The following is a 15,255-nucleotide window of genomic DNA, read 5'->3' on the forward strand; positions in this document are numbered from 1 at the left end:
TCCGAAAACTCTCTATCAAGAAAAAGCCAACAGAAGAAAGAAATTGTTTTCTAAAAAACTTTATTTAAAAATTAAAATTTTAAAACCATGCGAAAAATATGTCTTTTTATTGCCATGAGTTTAGACGGTTACATTGCAAAGCCTAATGACGACCTTAGTTTTTTAAAACTTGTTGAAAAAGAAGGCGAAGACTATGGATATGCGCAATTTACAGACAACATCGATACATTAATTATTGGCCGAAAAACCTATGATTACGTAGTTAAAGAAATAGGCTCATCTTACTATGAAAACGGAGAAAGAGATGTTTACGTTATAACAAGAACAGAAAGACAGCGAGTAGGCAGAACCATTTTTTATACGGGAAATATAGCCGAGTTGGCTAAACAGTTGAAGTCTGAAAAAGGGAAAAACATTTATTGTGATGGCGGCTCAGAAGTAATAAACGAACTCTTGAAGCACGATTTAATAGACGAGTTCATTATTTCGATAATACCAATTTTATTAGGAGAAGGAACCAAACTTTTTAAAGATAGAAGACCTGAGCAAGCTCTTGAATTTATAACTGCTAAAACATTTACAACGGGATTGGCCCAACTGCATTATAAGCGAAAAAACAAGCAATAATTTTTACATCAAATAACAAATTAATTGAGCACTATCCTTCTGTGCATTATCTGATGTCAAAGGAATCCCGGTTTAACTAAACGTTCTTTGCGTCAATCAACTTAAAAAACGCATCTCTATAAGTATCTCCTACTGGGATGGTTTTACCAGCAATGGCAATACGACTACGCTCTATGCTTTCAATTTTATCTACTGCAATAATGTAAGATTTGTGCACCCTAATGAAATCTCCTTTGGGCAAAGTTTCTTCCATCTTTTTCATGTTTTGCAGCGTAATTACACGCTCATTTTTGGTAAAGATAGAGATATAGTCTTTTAATCCTTCGATGTAGAGAATATCATCTAATTCTATTTTCTGGATTTTGTGCTCGGTTTTAACGAAGATAAAATCTTGTATTGGTGCTGCGCTAGTCGGTGCCGAAATAGGCTCGGGTGTAGGTACGGCAACCGCTGCTTCTTGCTTTTGATGCTGGTTACGAACTTTTTCTACTGCTTTATAAAACCTATCGAAAGCAATTGGTTTCAACAGGTAATCCGACACATTCAAATCATAGCTTTCTAAAGCATATTGCGAATAGGCGGTGGTTAAAATGTAACTGGCTTTGTTACCTGCAATTTTTAAAAACTGTATGCCTGTTAACTCTGGCATTTGGATATCCAAGAAAACCAAATCTATGTTACCCTCCTGCACCAACTGCATGGCCTCTATCGCATTTTCGGTACGTTTTACCAATTCTAAAAAAGGCACTTTAGCTACATAATCGGCAATAATATCGAGCGCTAGCGGCTCATCATCAACGGCAATACATTTTAAAATCATAAATCAAGCATTAGTTCTGTGGTGTAATGGGTTGGCGTATTCACAATATTAAGCTTATATCGCTCTGGATACAACAACTGCAACCTTCTTTCAACATTATTCAAGCCAACACCGCCAACAGCATCTTTGTTGGTTGTGTTTTTCTTATTAGTTACGCTAAAATGCAAAATTTTCTGGTTAGCGATAATATTAATTCTAATTGGGTCTTCGGTATCGTTAGCTACACCATGTTTAAAAGCATTTTCTACAAAGGAGATCAAAATTAGCGGAACTATTTTTTGTCCATCAATTACGCCATTAATGGTAATTTCTACCGCAGCACCGTCTTTAAATCTTAGCTTTTGCAGCTCTACATAACTTTCTACGTATTCCACTTCCTTATCTAAACTTACCCAGCTATCGTTACTTTCGTAAATCATATAGCGCATAATTTCAGAAAGTTTTAAAATTGCATCGGCCGTTTTATCAGATTTTTGATAGGCCAAAGAGTAGATATTATTTAAGGAATTGAATAAGAAATGTGGGTTGAGCTGCGATTTTAAAAACTGCAATTCCATATCTTTCTTCTCGCTTTCTAAATTACGTTGGATACGTTCATTAGAAAACCAATCTACAGCAAATTTGATGATACTACTCGAAACCAAAAAGAAACCTGCAATAAAAACTACCGTAACAACGTAGTTTGCGGTAGATATGTTATGAATTTTACCATCATCAGAAGTATACTGCAACACCAACTCTGGGTTTAGCATAGCTACCACTGTTTTTATACCAGTACTGGCTGCAATTAGTAAAACGAAACAAACTACATACCATAAATATTGCTTGCGTTTTTTTATGAGCTCTGGAATTAGTACGATGTAGTTAATGTAAAATACAGCTACGTTAATGGAGCCAAATACGAGGTAATCTATTACGTGTTCTTTTAAACTATGTTCTCTAGACGAGAAAATAAAAGAAGCAGCAACCAATAGCCCTATTACCCCCCAGAATATGCAATTTAAAATTAACGATGCTCTGCTACTATTTTTCATATCATTTGTAGAAACTTAATTTCTAAACTACCTATAAGCCTAATTGCTACCAAGCACTTTCGACCAACGGGCATTTTTTTTCTACGAATGGGCAATTTAGCCCATTTATTCGACAAACAGGCATTTTTACCGTTTATCTAGGATATTTTGCTCTTGGTCTAAAACATTTTCACAGGTTTTAAAGAATTATTCTATTTGTTCAAGCAAAACGCAAAAAGCCATAGGCCAATGTGCAAAGCAGTAAACTTAAAACCTTAAAATCATGAAAAAGTTAACCAACGTATCGCCTTTCTTACTTTTATTAGTACCTGTATTTGTGGTAATGTTATTTGCTTTTACTACTAACGCAAACAATAACGCTAGCGAAGAAGGCTTGGTAAAAACTACCTCTAAAACTACTTCTATTGTTAAAGCCGCAACAACAATCTTGAAATAAAGATGAGCAGGTTTGCCATAGAAACAGTTGGGCTTAATCATCATTTTGGCTCACAAGTGGTAGTTAAGAATTTATCACTACAAGTACCTAAAGGAAGTATTTATGGCTTTTTAGGTCCTAATGGCGCAGGTAAAACTACTACCATTAAGATTTTACTTAACCTATTACAATCTCCAGCAGATACTGTTTTTATATTTGGCCAAGAGCTTAACCACAACCGCATTGCCTGTTTAGGCAAAATGGGTTCTTTGGTAGAACAACCTGCTATTTACGCACATTTAAGTGGCAAAGAAAACCTAATTAACCGTTGCATACTTTTAGGCATCAACAAAAGCAAAGCTGATGAAATGCTTGCCTTAGTTGGCCTAACCGAAGCTGCCACCAAAAAAGCTGGCAAATACTCGTTGGGCATGAAACAACGCTTGGGCATTGCACTAGCTTTAATTGCCGATCCAGAACTTTTGCTGCTAGATGAACCTACCAATGGCTTAGACCCCAATGGCATTATAGAAATTAGAAACCTGATGGTTGAATTGACCAGCAAACATGGCAAAACCATACTCGTATCAAGCCATTTGTTGGCAGAAATTGAAAGAACGGCTACCCACGTGGGTATCATCAACAAAGGCGAAATGCTTTTTCAAGGTACCATTAACGAGTTACAAGATTTAAGCAAGCCATCTATCAAAATAGAAGTAGATGACCAAGCAGCAGCTACCAATATATTAAGTAGCAACGGAGCAGAAGTCATTAGTGAGGAAGAAGGAAATATACATATTACCTATACCGGTAAAGCCGACATGGGCAAGCTAAATACCTTATTGGTACAAAATGGAGTAACTGTTTACAGTATCAAAACCGATAAAAAAGACCTAGAAAATTTGTTTTTGGATATCACATCGAAGAATTAAAACTACAAGGAGAAATGACCAATAATCAAGCACCAATTTCCAAAAACCAAAAACCAAAAAACTAACCAACCAAACATCTAATAATCAAGCACCAATTTCCAAAAAACCAAACATCCAAAAAACTAACCAACCAATAACATGCGATCATTTTTTATCTCACTACAATCAGAGTTTTATAAATCCCGCAAAACTTTAGCGTTTTGGGCAGCCATTATTGTTCCGGTAGTAATTTGCGGCTTAATTGCCTTTGGTTATTATAGCAGTTCCGAGAAAATATTGAAATACAACTACCCTGGCATGGTACTTTGGTTCAAATACAGCAGTGCTGCTTTGGGCGTAATGGGCATGCTAATTTTGCCTTTTTACGTGATGTTTATGGCATTTTCTGTCAACAACATTGAGCACAAAAACGATACTTGGAAAACCTTGTTCTCGCAGCCTTTAAATAAATTTTCTATTTACGCGGCCAAATACATGTATGCTGCAATGCTCTTGCTCATTTGCATTTTACTTTTCCCAATACTTACCTACGCCAGTGGATATTTATTACAGGCATTGGTTCCCAAATATACTTTTAAGGATTACGACCCGGCCATCATACTCACTCGCTTTTACGGCAAGCTTTTCTTAGCTTCTTTAGGTATCCTTTCCATCCAATTTGTGTTGAGCTTAATTTGGAGCGATTTTTTAAAGCCAATGGGCATTGGTTTCATAGGAACCATTGCAGGTATTATTACAGCTAACGTGGGTTGGAAACATGCTTATTTAATTCCCTACAGCGCCCCTACTTTAGCACTTAGGGCTGCCGAAGGAAGTAAAAATTCGAGACCAGAAGATTTACCCATTTTTACGCAAGAAATATGGGTAAGTTTAGCTTATGCCGCCGTGCTATTTATTGCAGGTTATTTTATCCTCTCCAAAAGGAATATCAAATAAAGATTTTTTAGTTTAGTTAATAATGGAGGCGGCTGGTTACCGCCTTTTTTGTTTATCCTCCAGATTTAAGCATAAGCGCCTAATACGGAAACATTTAATTTCTAGATGAATTTTTATTAAATTTGTTTATCATCAAGAGCTAAAAATGGAAACTTATCTTGTACATCCCAATAAATCACAGGAAAAAGCATTAAAGGCTTTCTTAAAAGCTTTAGCTGTACCTTATGAAAAAAGAAAGGGAGAGCCTATTCCTGCGCATGTTGTAGAGGGAATTAAAAAAGGACAAGAGCAACTCAAAAATGGCTTAGGAAAGACATCGGAAGAAGTATTTAAAAAATACGACAAGTAGTAATGCAAATAGTTTGGTCTCCACAAGCAGAGGAAACTTTCGATTCGATCATCAACTTTATCATCAACAATTGGGGAGTCTCAGCCTCGAAAAATTTTATCAAAAAAAACGAAGAAATTATTGATTTCAATAGCTTCGATGCCGCAAATGTTTCCTGAAACCCTGTTACAGAATGTTAGAAAGGCGGTAATTACACCACAGTCTAGCCTATTTTATGAAATTCGTGAGCAAGAGATATGGCTACTCTATTTTTGGGACAACAGACAAGAAGCATTGTAAATATTTTTGTTTGTGTTTTACCTTACCGGTTTTGGAATAACCACCAAACTCTCGTGCCCATTTTCATCCACGGATTGTACGCCAAAAAAGTAATTATCCTTCGAATAGTTTAAAACAGTCTGGTTGTCTTTCACAAAAAATTTACGTTCCCAAAATGGGCTGGTAGTTTCCCTCATTAAAACATAATAGCCATAAGGCAATTTTCCTTTCGGAGCGTCCCATTTCAAAGTTGTTTTATTGGTTAAGCCCGAAGTTACTACACCCACATTTTCGGGTTCTTGGGTTGATAGTGCCAAATTAGCCATTACCGCCATATTCATCCTAGTTACTTTTTGTAAATAGTTGTAATCTACATATTCAGGCAAATCACCAAACTTAAAACCATTTTCTGTTCTCACATCTTGGTGTTGGCGATTAAAATCTTCGTTCATTTCCGTAATTCGAACAGCGGTAAATCCCTGTTGCGAAAAAGAAGTATGATCGCCACCACGCAAAAAGCGATCTCTACGGTAAATCAGTTTTACTTCTAGCTGATCTATGTATCGCTCTGCCACTTCTTTAATGTACCTAGCCGCTTGGCGGGCATTACCATCATTTTCGGTACCCGCAGCTAACCGTGCTGCGGCTTGGGCAGGCGTTTCTAAAGCAGAAACACCTTCGCTAAAAACACGCACACTCTTGTTGTCTTTAATATCGGTTTCCATCCCGTAAGAGTTGCCAACAATATCATTATTCATTAGCAAATGCACGTTCCAGCCTTCTGCCTTGGCTCGTTTGGCCAAATTAGCAGCCCCGTACAAACCTTGCTCTTCGCCCACAAAAGCTACAAAAACCAAGGTGCTGCTAAACTGATGTTTGCTCATGATACGAGCCATTTCCATTACCGCGGCAACACCAGAAGCATCGTCGTTAGCGCCTGGTGCAAAATCTTTGATATTCATTACATCGGTAACTCTAGAATCGTAATGCCCAGAAACCATGAGCATCCGTTTGTCTGTAGGATCTGAGCCTGGTAAAACGGCCATCACATTTTTCAAAACTACTGGCTCCTTAATTCTACGGCCATCGGCTGGCTGCGTAAAAGTGTCAAAGGAAACTTGTAGTCGTCCGCCGCTTTCTGCTGCATATTTTTCAAACTCACTTTTAATCCAATTTCTAGCAGCCCCAACTCCCTTGGTCTTACTTAGCGTATCGCTAAGTGTGTGCCTTGTATGGAATGAGACCATTTTCCGCACCAATGTTTCCAAATTAGCTGCCGAAACTTCATTTAACATCGATACAATAGCGGGATCTTTTATCTCTGTTTTTTGAGCGTAGCTAGTTTTAATCGCAAAAAAACATAGACAAATGGCAATGGTTTGTTTTAGGTATTTCATCTTAAGTATAGCTTGTAAAATTCTGAATAGAAAGTTACAAGTTTTTCGCATTAGCTGTAAATTCACACCATATTGTTACTTAACCTAAACAAATCATTTATGATAAAGAAATTTACCATTGGCGCATTAGCCATCGCATTTTCTATGAGTACAATGCAAACTTGGGCACAAGAACCAGTTAATGCAGATGCGGTACAGAAAATTAGAAAAGAAGGATTAGAAAACTCGAAAGTAATGGACATTGCTTTCCAAATTACAGATGTAATTGGCCCTCGTTTAGCCAATTCTCCAGGTATAAAAAAGGGAAGAGACTGGGCTGTAAAATACTTTACCGACTTGGGTTTAAAAAATGCCAAACAAGAAACTTGGGGCGATTTTGGTAAAGGCTGGTCGGTAGAAAGATACTATGCCGCTACTACCGCACCATTTTACAGACCCATTATTGGTTACCCTAAAGCTTGGACACCAGGCACCAACGGCCCAATTAAATCTGAAGTGGTTTTAATTAAAGCAGATACTGTAACCGATTTAGAAAAATACAAAGGCAAATTAGCTGGTAAAATTGTGGTAATCGAATCGGTTATGGTGCAACCATTAAAAAATTCGTACACACCAGATGTTACCCGCCACACTGATGAAAAACTAGCAGAAATGGCTGCGGCAGAACCTGCGGCTCCGGGGCAAGGCAGAGGTGGACGTGGTGGCAACAACCAAATGGCCATGATGATGCGTATGCGTCAAAACAGAGTTGCCATTAACGAGATGTTATTACAAGAAAAAGTAGGCTTAATTTTAACTTACGCTCGTGGTAACTACGGCACTTTCTTTACCAGCAATGGTGCTTCTTATGCAATGGATGCCAAACCAGTTAATCCTGAATTGGAAGTATCGGCAGAAGATTTCTTGCATATTTTACGTTTACTGCGTGCTGGGCAAAAAGTAGAAGTAGAGGCAGAAGTAAAAACTACTTTCTACGCTGACGACGCCAAGGGATATAATGTAATTGCCGAAATTCCGGGTACAGATAAAAAATTGAAAGATGAAATTGTAATGTTAGGGGCGCACTTCGATTCGTGGCACTCTGGAACTGGGGCAACAGATAATGCTGCTGGTTCTATTGTAATGATTGAGGTAATGCGTATTTTAAAAGCTATTGATTTTAAACCGAAAAGGACCATCAGAATTGCACTTTGGGATGCCGAAGAACAAGGGCTATACGGCTCAAGAGGCTACGTGAAGAAACATTTTGCAGACCCTACCAAGATGGAGTTGTTACCAGAGCACCACAAATTAAGCGCTTACTACAACTTAGATAACGGAACTGGTGCCGTTCGCGGTATTTATTTACAAGGCAATGCGGCAGCTAGAGATATTTTCCAAGCTTGGTTAAACCCATTTGCAGATTTAGGCGCCAAAACCGTAACCATTAACAACACTGGCGGTACCGACCACCAAGCTTACGATGCCGTTGGCTTGCCAGGTTTCCAGTTTATCCAAGATCCAATGGATTACAATACCCGTACGCATCACACTAACCAAGATACTTACGATAGATTGGTAGAAGATGATTTGAAGAAATCGGCAACCATCATCGCTTCGTTTGTATATCACACTTCTGAGCGTGCCCAAAAAATACCTCGTAAAGAATTACCTAAGCCAGTGGCTCCTCGTAACTAGGAATTAATATTTTAACCACACAGACACATATTCTTGAAATAAAGAACTATGTGTCTATGTGGTTTTTTAATTACAAACTCAAAAAGACAATTCAAAAGCTTGGTGCCTATCAGGTATCTCTACATTTGCAAAACCAGCGGCGTGAAGTTTTTCCTTAAAAACTTGTTGCACCTCATACTCGCCGTGTACCAAAAATATTTTCTTCACTTTGCTGGCATCTTGGCCAGAGAGAAACTGTAGCAAATCATTATAATCGCCATGCGCACTCATAGATTGTATACTCTGCACCTCAGCCTGCACCTCAAATCTATCGCCAAAAATGCCCACTTCTTTAGCTCCATTCTTTAGCCTGCCACCCAAAGAATTTGGTTCGCAATAACCCACCAATAAAATAGTATTTTTAGCATGGCCGATACAATTTTTGATATGGTGTTTTACCCTACCAGCTTCGGCCATACCAGAGGCAGATATAATGATACAAGGTTCTGGGTTGGCATTAAGGGCAATAGACTCTTCGGCACTTTCTACGTAATGTAAGTGTTCAAAATCAAAAGGGTTGTCATCAATCTTCATGATATCCAAAACTTCGTTATTAAAACCTTCTGCGTGGTTTTCTACAATGGCAGTGGCCTTGGCCGAGAGTGGACTATCAACATAAACATTTACTTTTGGCAAACGATCTTCTAAGTCTAAATTGCTGAGCACATGTAGAATTTCCTGCGTTCTTCCCACGCTAAAAGCAGGGATAATCACTTTTCCTTTCTTCTCTACGCAGGTTTTAACTACCACATCTAGCAGAGCCTTTGCCGTAGGTTGGGCATCTTTGTGTAGCTTATCTCCGTACGTAGATTCTAGCAAAATATAATCTGCCTGCGGAAAAGGCTGTGGTGCTCGTAACAACAAGTCTCCATACTGACCAACATCACCACTAAAGCTCAAACTCGTTGTATTCCCATTTTCGGTAATCTGCAAATACACCGATGCACTGCCTATGATATGCCCAGCATCAAAAAATTGAAGCGTAACACCCTCGGCAATTACAATTTCCTTATGGTAAGGCACCACCTCAAAAAGACTAATCGCTTTTAGTGCATCGGCCTCTTCGTAAAGTGCCTCTTCTAAGGGCAAGCCTCGTTTAGCTAATTTCTTATTTTTATATTTTAAATCTCCAGCCTGAATTTTGGCAGAATCTAACAGTAAAATTTTTGCCAATTCTCTAGTGGCCGATGTTCCATAAATCTTTCCTTTAAAGCCTTGCGCAACCAAACGTGGAATTAAACCGCTATGATCAATATGCGCATGAGAAAGCACTAGTAAATCTACTTCTGCAGGATTAAAACCGAAATTTTCGTTAAGTTCTTCCGTCTCCTGTCCCATTCCTTGGAACATGCCGCAGTCTAACAAAATTTTTGTTCCGTTATTGAGCGTAATTAGGTGTTTACTTCCGGTAACGTTTCTAGCAGCGCCGTGAAAAGATATTTTCATAGTTAGATTTTTAATCAATGATAGCAAAAAGTTTGGATTGTTAGTTCATTAGTGTGAAAGTCGGCAAAGTCCGAAAGTTCTCCAACAACCTTTCATCCCGACCCTAGCGGTGATCTTTGAATCGTTTTGCTTTATGGTTATTGGTTTATTAGTTATTAGGGATTGGTCATTGAATATTAATTCATTTTTGCATCGCGTATTCGGAACAAGTCCTGTGGCTTAACCAAAATAAATCATTAAAAATTTTGAAAACTAAAATATTAGTTATAGATTAGTGTTAGATATCTAAAACTAGTTCAGCGCTTTGCAAGGCAAGAACTTAAAAAACAACATCAAAAAATGGAAATTAAAGATTTAACTAAGGCAGAAGAGCAAATTATGCAAGTTTTATGGCAATTGGAAAGCGCTTTTGTAAAGGAAGTTATCGATCAGCTGCCAGACCCAAAACCTGCATACAACACGGTTTCTACCATTATCCGCATTTTAGAAGTAAAAGGCTTTATTGGTCACGAAGCTTTTGGAAAAGCACACAAATACCATCCATTAATTTCTAAAGAAGAGTACAAAAGACATGCTACGGAAAAGCTGTTGGGCAACTATTTCGAAAACAGTGTAGAAAGTATGTTTTCTTTTTTCGTAAAAGAAGAAAAACTCGACTTGAGTGATGTTGACGAGATCTTAAAAATGATTAACAAATTTAAAAACAAACCAAAATGAGTTGGTCGCACTATTTATTACAGGTTAACATTTATTTGGTTGTATTTTACGCCTTTTATAGGCTTTTACTAGCCAAAGAAACCTATTTTATTTTAAACAGGATTTATCTAGTTGGCTCTGGGCTTTTTGCCTTAACTATTCCATTTATGAAAATAGATTGGTTTAGCAAACAAGAGGTAAGTCAGCAGATTTATGTGCAGGTTGAGCAAATTAATCAGTTTATGGTAGCTACCAGCACAAGTACCGATAATGAGCAACAGTTTAGCTGGGCAGCATTGGTTGTATTGGTGTACTTACTGGGCGTAGCATTTTTTCTTATCCGATTTACGCTACAGCTAGTGGCCGTTAAAAAAATGTTTAAAGGCATTAAAAGTGGTTTAGCTTTTTCGTTTTGGAACAAGAAAGTAGTTGCCGAAAATTTACCAGAAGCAGCCACAGTAAACCATCACGAAGACATCCACATTAAGCAGCTACATACGCTAGATGTTGTTTTCTTTGAGCTCTTAGCCATTATTACTTGGTTTAACCCCATCGTTTATTTATACAAAGAAACCATTAAAAACATTCACGAGTATTTAGCCGACCAAGCTGCAGCCGAATTTCAAGGTGACAAGGAGGCCTACTCTATGCTTTTGCTAAATCAAGCTTTTGGTGTAAATGTAAATTCGTTAACCAACGGTTTCTTTAAAAAATCAATGATTAAAAAAGAATTTTTATGTTGTACAAAGAAAGATCAAGAAAAACGGCAATCATCAAATATGGTGTTGTTGTGCCGTTATTTGCCGCAGCACTATTGCTGTCTTCGGCAACTGTTAAAGAAAATGAGCAGATTTTGGCCGTAGCCGAGCAAGTACCTTTTGAAGAACTAGAAAAGGTAGTTACCGAAACCGTAAATACGCCACAAGAAAAAGCTTTAGAAGTAGTTGTTGCCAAGCCAACGGTAAAATTGCCTGAACCGAAAATGCTAAACGAGGGCGGTATAGAAAAATTTTATAAATTTTTGGCAGACAATGCAAGGTATAGTAAAGAAGCGCAAGCAAATAATGTACAAGGAAATTTAATTGTAAACTTTATTGTATACGATAAAAAAATAACCAGTATTACCATTAATCCGAAATTAGGATTTGGCACCGACGAAGAAATCACTAAAGTATTAAGAGCATTTAATTCAGAGGTTTTTAGCAACGGAAAATATAGCATACGCATTGAGCACCGGTTAAACGGCGCTGCTACACCCATATTAAACGAAGAAGCTAAAAGACAGGCTGGCTATACCGCCTTAAATACCATTACTATTATGGGCTATGCGGCTAAAACGACAGGCGATGACAATACCATTTACGGTTTTGTTTCGATGGAAACACCACCAACCTATCCGGGAGGTATGAGCAAATTTTATCAATTTTTAGGCGAAACGATTAAATATCCTGAAGAAGCTAAGAAAGAAGAGATTCAAGGCGTTGTGTTTGTTTCGTTTACTGTAGAAAAAGATGGCTCGCTAATGGATATTAAGATAGATCGAAAACTTGGCTATGGCGCAGACGAGGAAGCGGTAAGAGTATTGAAATTAAGCAGAAAATGGAATCCCGGGCTAATGGATGGGAAACCGGTAAGAGTAAAATATAACTTACCCATTAGGTTTAACTTAAACAATAAAGGCACGGCAACTAAAAGCAAAATACTAGGCGAACGTGTGGATACCAACAGCTTTTTAAAGGGATCTACTTTCCTTACGGATAAAACCCCGCTTTATATTTTAGATGGCAAACCTTACGAAAAAGACATCAAAGAATTAGACCCTAAAGAAATCGAATCGATAACTGTACTTAAAGATGCCAGCACATTGGCCTTATATGGCGAAAAAGCGGTACACGGGGTTATTATCATTGTTACTAAAAAAGCTCCAAAGGCAATTACTATAAGCCCTGCTAAAAATTAAATCGCCGTAAAATGAAAAAAACAATAGTAATAGTATTAATAATGCTGCTAGGAATTAGCTTTAGTAAAGCACAAACAATGCCTACCGCCGAAGATAAAATTTACTCTTTTGTAGCGATGGAAAACCCACCAAAATTTCCGGGTGGAATGGCCGCATTTTACAAGTTTTTGGGCGAAAACATGAAATACCCCGAACAAGCTAAAAAAACAAATGTGCAAGGAACCGTTTTTGTTTCTTTTATTATAGAAAAAGATGGCTCGGTTAGCAACGTTAAAACCGTTAGAGGACTGGGTGCAGGCACAGACCAAGAAGCAGAAAGAGTTTTAGGCTTAAGTCCTAAATGGGCAGCGGGAACAAAAGAAGGAAAACCAGTTAGAGTAAAATACAATATCCCTGTAAAGTTTACCAATAGTGCTAAAAAATAAATTAATTACACACAAATACGAATACAAAAGCCCTCTCGACAAAAAAGTCTAGAGGGCTTTGTAATAACTCCTGTGTCTCGGACAACTAAAGTTAAATAATTAATTTCAATTTTCCGAATTTACTATGCTAGCATACAACCATTTACAGGCTTAGACAAAGCTTTAAACGATAGCAGCGAAAGCCTTGTCTAAGCAGCACGCAATTTGCTAACTAAGATTGAAATTGCTTGCCTTTTATTTTGCGCTCATTCTCTGTTAAAAAGATTTTACGTAAACGGATACTTGCAGGCGTAACCTCAATATACTCGTCGGCTTGGATATATTCCATACATTCTTCTAATGAGAATTTAATTGCAGGCGCAATACGGGTATTATCATCTGTACCAGAAGCACGCATGTTGGTTAACGCTTTTCCCTTAACAATGTTAATTACCAAGTCGTTATCACGAATGTGCTCGCCCAAAATCTGTCCTTCATAAATATCTACACCCGGATCTACGAAGAAACGACCTCTATCTTGTAATTTATCAATAGAATAAGCAGTGGTTGTACCTTTATCCATAGAGATCAACACGCCATTTAAACGACCAGGAATAGTGCCCTTCCAAGGCTCGTAAGCTTTAAAACGGTGTGCCATAATCGCCTCACCAGCAGTAGCAGTTAATACGTTGTTACGTAAACCGATGATACCACGAGATGGGATTTCGAATTCTAAGTGTTGTAAATCGCCTTTTGGCTCCATAATTAACAACTCGCCTTTACGTTGCGTTACCAATTCAATTACTTTACCAGCAACATCGCCAGGTACATCTACAATTAAAGTTTCAACTGGCTCGTGTTTTTTACCATCAATTTCTTTCACAATTACCTGAGGTTGACCTACCTGCAATTCGTAACCTTCACGACGCATAGTTTCGATTAATACAGATAAGTGAAGAATACCGCGGCCGTAAACCAACCATGAATCTGCGCCTTGAGTTTCCACAACTTTCAACGCCAAGTTTTTCTCCATCTCTTTCATCAAACGATCTTTGATACGTTGAGAGGTAACCAACTTACCTTCTTTACCAAAGAAAGGCGAGTTATTGATAGTAAACAACATATTCATTGTTGGCTCATCAATGCTAATTACCGGTAATTGTTCTGGTGCCTCAAAATCAGCAATGGTATCGCCAATATCAAACCCATCAATACCAACAACAGCGCAAATATCTCCAGATTTAACTTCTGTAGTTCTAACTTTACCTAAACCTTCAAAAGTGTATAATTCTTTTACTCTAGATTTAACCAATTTACCATCACGTTTAATTAACGTTACTGGTTGGTTTTCTTTAATTGTGCCTCTGTGTACACGTCCAATTGCAATACGACCTACGAAAGAAGAATAATCTAACGAAGTAATTTGCATTTGTAAAGTACCATCGTTAATTGGCGCTGCTGGAATATGCTCTACAATAGCGTCTAACAATGGGAAAAAGTTATCAGTTGGTTTGGTATAATCAGTGCTCATCCAACCGTTTTTAGACGAACCGTAAATTACAGGGAAATCTAACTGCTCTTCTGTAGCTTCTAAGTTAAAGAACAACTCAAAAATTTGCTCGTAAACTTCCTCTGGGCGACAGTTTTCTTTATCAACTTTGTTTACAACCACAATTGGTTTTAAGCCTAAAGCCAAAGCTTTTTGCGTTACGAAACGCGTTTGCGGCATGGCACCTTCAAAAGCATCACAAAGTAAAAGCACGCCATCAGCCATTTTCAATACACGCTCTACCTCGCCACCAAAATCGGCGTGACCAGGAGTATCGATAATGTTAATTTTAACATCTTTATATTTTACCGAAACGTTTTTAGACACGATGGTAATACCACGCTCACGCTCTAAATCATTGTTATCTAGAATTAAATCTCCAGTTTGCTCGTTATCACGAAAAATAGAACAGGCATGTAAAATTTTGTCTACCGTAGTGGTTTTACCATGGTCTACGTGGGCTATAATAGCTATGTTTCTTATCTTTTGCATTTTATGCGATTGTATTTAAGGGCGCAAAGGTAGCTAAAAAAGCTGAAAGCAAAAAGCAAAAAGCATATTAAAAGCTGTTAAGTTTTTGTAAATCAATTGCATTGGTAGTAGGTTACCATAGGTCTGGCTTGGACCTGTTTTTTATTCGCTTAGATTAAAAATCGATTCATTTCTAGCCATCGGTCTTTAAAAGGACTTTTAAACCAAAACAAATTAACCACGGC

Annotated in this window: 16 protein-coding genes; 11 read left to right on the forward strand and 5 right to left on the reverse strand. The window is 37.8% G+C overall.

Annotation, left to right across the window (positions count from 1 at the left end; translation table 11 throughout):
• Positions 1-87: 87 nt before the first annotated feature.
• Entirely contained in the window at positions 88-627 is a 540-nt protein-coding gene (locus OVA16_RS04055; protein ID WP_267763648.1) for a dihydrofolate reductase family protein, read from the forward strand.
• Positions 628-703: 76 nt separating this feature from the next.
• Here OVA16_RS04055 and OVA16_RS04060 read toward each other — a convergent pair whose 3' ends face one another.
• Positions 704-1,447, reverse strand: coding sequence for a LytR/AlgR family response regulator transcription factor (locus OVA16_RS04060; RefSeq protein ID WP_267763649.1), 744 nt, complete (start codon positions 1,445-1,447; stop codon positions 704-706).
• Positions 1,444-2,481, reverse strand: a complete 1,038-nt coding sequence (locus tag OVA16_RS04065) for a sensor histidine kinase (protein ID WP_267763651.1) — start codon at positions 2,479-2,481, stop codon at positions 1,444-1,446. Before OVA16_RS04065 ends, OVA16_RS04060 begins: the two co-directional genes overlap by 4 nt.
• Before the next feature lie 262 nt (positions 2,482-2,743).
• On the opposite strand from OVA16_RS04065, the gene OVA16_RS04070 reads away from it, so the two are divergent.
• The 5 genes from OVA16_RS04070 (at position 2,744) to OVA16_RS04090 (ending at position 5,271) form a co-directional block, all read left to right on the forward strand.
• Positions 2,744-2,917, forward strand: a complete 174-nt coding sequence (locus OVA16_RS04070) for a hypothetical protein (RefSeq protein ID WP_267763652.1) — start codon at positions 2,744-2,746, stop codon at positions 2,915-2,917.
• A gap of 2 nt (positions 2,918-2,919) precedes the next feature.
• Complete coding sequence (locus OVA16_RS04075; RefSeq protein ID WP_267763653.1) at positions 2,920-3,828, forward strand: ABC transporter ATP-binding protein; 909 nt, start codon at positions 2,920-2,922, stop codon at positions 3,826-3,828.
• Positions 3,829-3,966: 138 nt separating this feature from the next.
• Positions 3,967-4,764: an ABC transporter permease gene (locus tag OVA16_RS04080; protein WP_267763654.1), complete on the forward strand. Its 798-nt coding sequence runs from the start codon at positions 3,967-3,969 to the stop codon at positions 4,762-4,764.
• A gap of 145 nt (positions 4,765-4,909) precedes the next feature.
• Positions 4,910-5,113: a DUF2683 family protein gene (locus OVA16_RS04085; protein ID WP_267763655.1), complete on the forward strand. Its 204-nt coding sequence runs from the start codon at positions 4,910-4,912 to the stop codon at positions 5,111-5,113.
• A 2-nt stretch (positions 5,114-5,115) separates the two neighbouring features.
• Positions 5,116-5,271, forward strand: a complete 156-nt coding sequence (locus OVA16_RS04090) for a type II toxin-antitoxin system RelE/ParE family toxin (RefSeq protein WP_267763656.1) — start codon at positions 5,116-5,118, stop codon at positions 5,269-5,271.
• Between the two features lie 138 nt (positions 5,272-5,409).
• Here the strand turns inward: OVA16_RS04090 and OVA16_RS04095 are convergent, their stop codons facing one another.
• Entirely contained in the window at positions 5,410-6,768 is a 1,359-nt protein-coding gene (locus OVA16_RS04095; protein WP_267763657.1) for a M20/M25/M40 family metallo-hydrolase, read from the reverse strand.
• 99 nt (positions 6,769-6,867) lie between these two features.
• Here OVA16_RS04095 and OVA16_RS04100 point away from each other — a divergent pair, with 99 nt between their 5' ends.
• The gene (locus OVA16_RS04100) at positions 6,868-8,445 is read left to right on the forward strand and encodes a M28 family metallopeptidase (RefSeq protein ID WP_267763659.1); all 1,578 of its coding nucleotides are present in this window, start codon (positions 6,868-6,870) and stop codon (positions 8,443-8,445) included.
• Between the two features lie 78 nt (positions 8,446-8,523).
• Here OVA16_RS04100 and OVA16_RS04105 read toward each other — a convergent pair whose 3' ends face one another.
• Positions 8,524-9,930, reverse strand: coding sequence for an MBL fold metallo-hydrolase RNA specificity domain-containing protein (locus tag OVA16_RS04105; RefSeq protein WP_267763660.1), 1,407 nt, complete (start codon positions 9,928-9,930; stop codon positions 8,524-8,526).
• Positions 9,931-10,269: 339 nt separating this feature from the next.
• Here OVA16_RS04105 and OVA16_RS04110 point away from each other — a divergent pair, with 339 nt between their 5' ends.
• The 4 genes from OVA16_RS04110 to OVA16_RS04125 all read left to right on the forward strand — a co-directional run bounded on the left by OVA16_RS04110 (position 10,270) and on the right by OVA16_RS04125 (position 13,011).
• Positions 10,270-10,647, forward strand: coding sequence for a BlaI/MecI/CopY family transcriptional regulator (locus OVA16_RS04110; protein WP_267763661.1), 378 nt, complete (start codon positions 10,270-10,272; stop codon positions 10,645-10,647).
• Positions 10,644-11,489 carry a M56 family metallopeptidase gene (locus tag OVA16_RS04115; RefSeq protein ID WP_267763662.1) on the forward strand — a complete coding sequence of 282 codons (846 nt, stop codon included), beginning with the start codon at positions 10,644-10,646 and terminating at the stop codon, positions 11,487-11,489. The genes OVA16_RS04110 and OVA16_RS04115 overlap by 4 nt, the downstream gene beginning before the upstream one ends.
• 542 nt (positions 11,490-12,031) lie before the next feature.
• On the forward strand, positions 12,032-12,586 hold the full coding sequence (locus tag OVA16_RS04120; RefSeq protein ID WP_267765342.1) for an energy transducer TonB: 555 nt from the start codon (positions 12,032-12,034) through the stop codon (positions 12,584-12,586).
• An 11-nt stretch (positions 12,587-12,597) separates the two neighbouring features.
• Complete coding sequence (locus OVA16_RS04125) at positions 12,598-13,011, forward strand: energy transducer TonB (RefSeq protein WP_267763663.1); 414 nt, start codon at positions 12,598-12,600, stop codon at positions 13,009-13,011.
• Positions 13,012-13,222: 211 nt separating this feature from the next.
• Here the strand turns inward: OVA16_RS04125 and typA are convergent, their stop codons facing one another.
• On the reverse strand, positions 13,223-15,031 hold the full coding sequence (gene typA, locus OVA16_RS04130; RefSeq protein WP_267763665.1) for a translational GTPase TypA: 1,809 nt from the start codon (positions 15,029-15,031) through the stop codon (positions 13,223-13,225).
• Positions 15,032-15,255 lie beyond the last annotated feature (224 nt).

The organism is Pedobacter sp. SL55 (assembly GCF_026625705.1).
In the GTDB taxonomy this organism is placed as follows: Bacteria; Bacteroidota; Bacteroidia; order Sphingobacteriales; family Sphingobacteriaceae; genus Pedobacter.

Bases quoted from the DNA above. Each gene is read 5' to 3' on its own strand.
- OVA16_RS04055 (WP_267763648.1), top strand. From the start codon at position 88: ATGCGAAAAATATGTCTTTTTATTGCCATGAGTTTAGACGGTTACATT.
- OVA16_RS04060 (WP_267763649.1), bottom strand. From the start codon at position 1,447: ATGATTTTAAAATGTATTGCCGTTGATGATGAGCCGCTAGCGCTCGAT.
- OVA16_RS04065 (WP_267763651.1), bottom strand. From the start codon at position 2,481: ATGAAAAATAGTAGCAGAGCATCGTTAATTTTAAATTGCATATTCTGG.
- OVA16_RS04070 (WP_267763652.1), top strand. From the start codon at position 2,744: ATGAAAAAGTTAACCAACGTATCGCCTTTCTTACTTTTATTAGTACCT.
- OVA16_RS04075 (WP_267763653.1), top strand. From the start codon at position 2,920: ATGAGCAGGTTTGCCATAGAAACAGTTGGGCTTAATCATCATTTTGGC.
- OVA16_RS04080 (WP_267763654.1), top strand. From the start codon at position 3,967: ATGCGATCATTTTTTATCTCACTACAATCAGAGTTTTATAAATCCCGC.
- OVA16_RS04085 (WP_267763655.1), top strand. From the start codon at position 4,910: ATGGAAACTTATCTTGTACATCCCAATAAATCACAGGAAAAAGCATTA.
- OVA16_RS04090 (WP_267763656.1), top strand. From the start codon at position 5,116: ATGCAAATAGTTTGGTCTCCACAAGCAGAGGAAACTTTCGATTCGATC.
- OVA16_RS04095 (WP_267763657.1), bottom strand. From the start codon at position 6,768: ATGAAATACCTAAAACAAACCATTGCCATTTGTCTATGTTTTTTTGCG.
- OVA16_RS04100 (WP_267763659.1), top strand. From the start codon at position 6,868: ATGATAAAGAAATTTACCATTGGCGCATTAGCCATCGCATTTTCTATG.
- OVA16_RS04105 (WP_267763660.1), bottom strand. From the start codon at position 9,930: ATGAAAATATCTTTTCACGGCGCTGCTAGAAACGTTACCGGAAGTAAA.
- OVA16_RS04110 (WP_267763661.1), top strand. From the start codon at position 10,270: ATGGAAATTAAAGATTTAACTAAGGCAGAAGAGCAAATTATGCAAGTT.
- OVA16_RS04115 (WP_267763662.1), top strand. From the start codon at position 10,644: ATGAGTTGGTCGCACTATTTATTACAGGTTAACATTTATTTGGTTGTA.
- OVA16_RS04120 (WP_267765342.1), top strand. From the start codon at position 12,032: ATGAGCAAATTTTATCAATTTTTAGGCGAAACGATTAAATATCCTGAA.
- OVA16_RS04125 (WP_267763663.1), top strand. From the start codon at position 12,598: ATGAAAAAAACAATAGTAATAGTATTAATAATGCTGCTAGGAATTAGC.
- typA (WP_267763665.1), bottom strand. From the start codon at position 15,031: ATGCAAAAGATAAGAAACATAGCTATTATAGCCCACGTAGACCATGGT.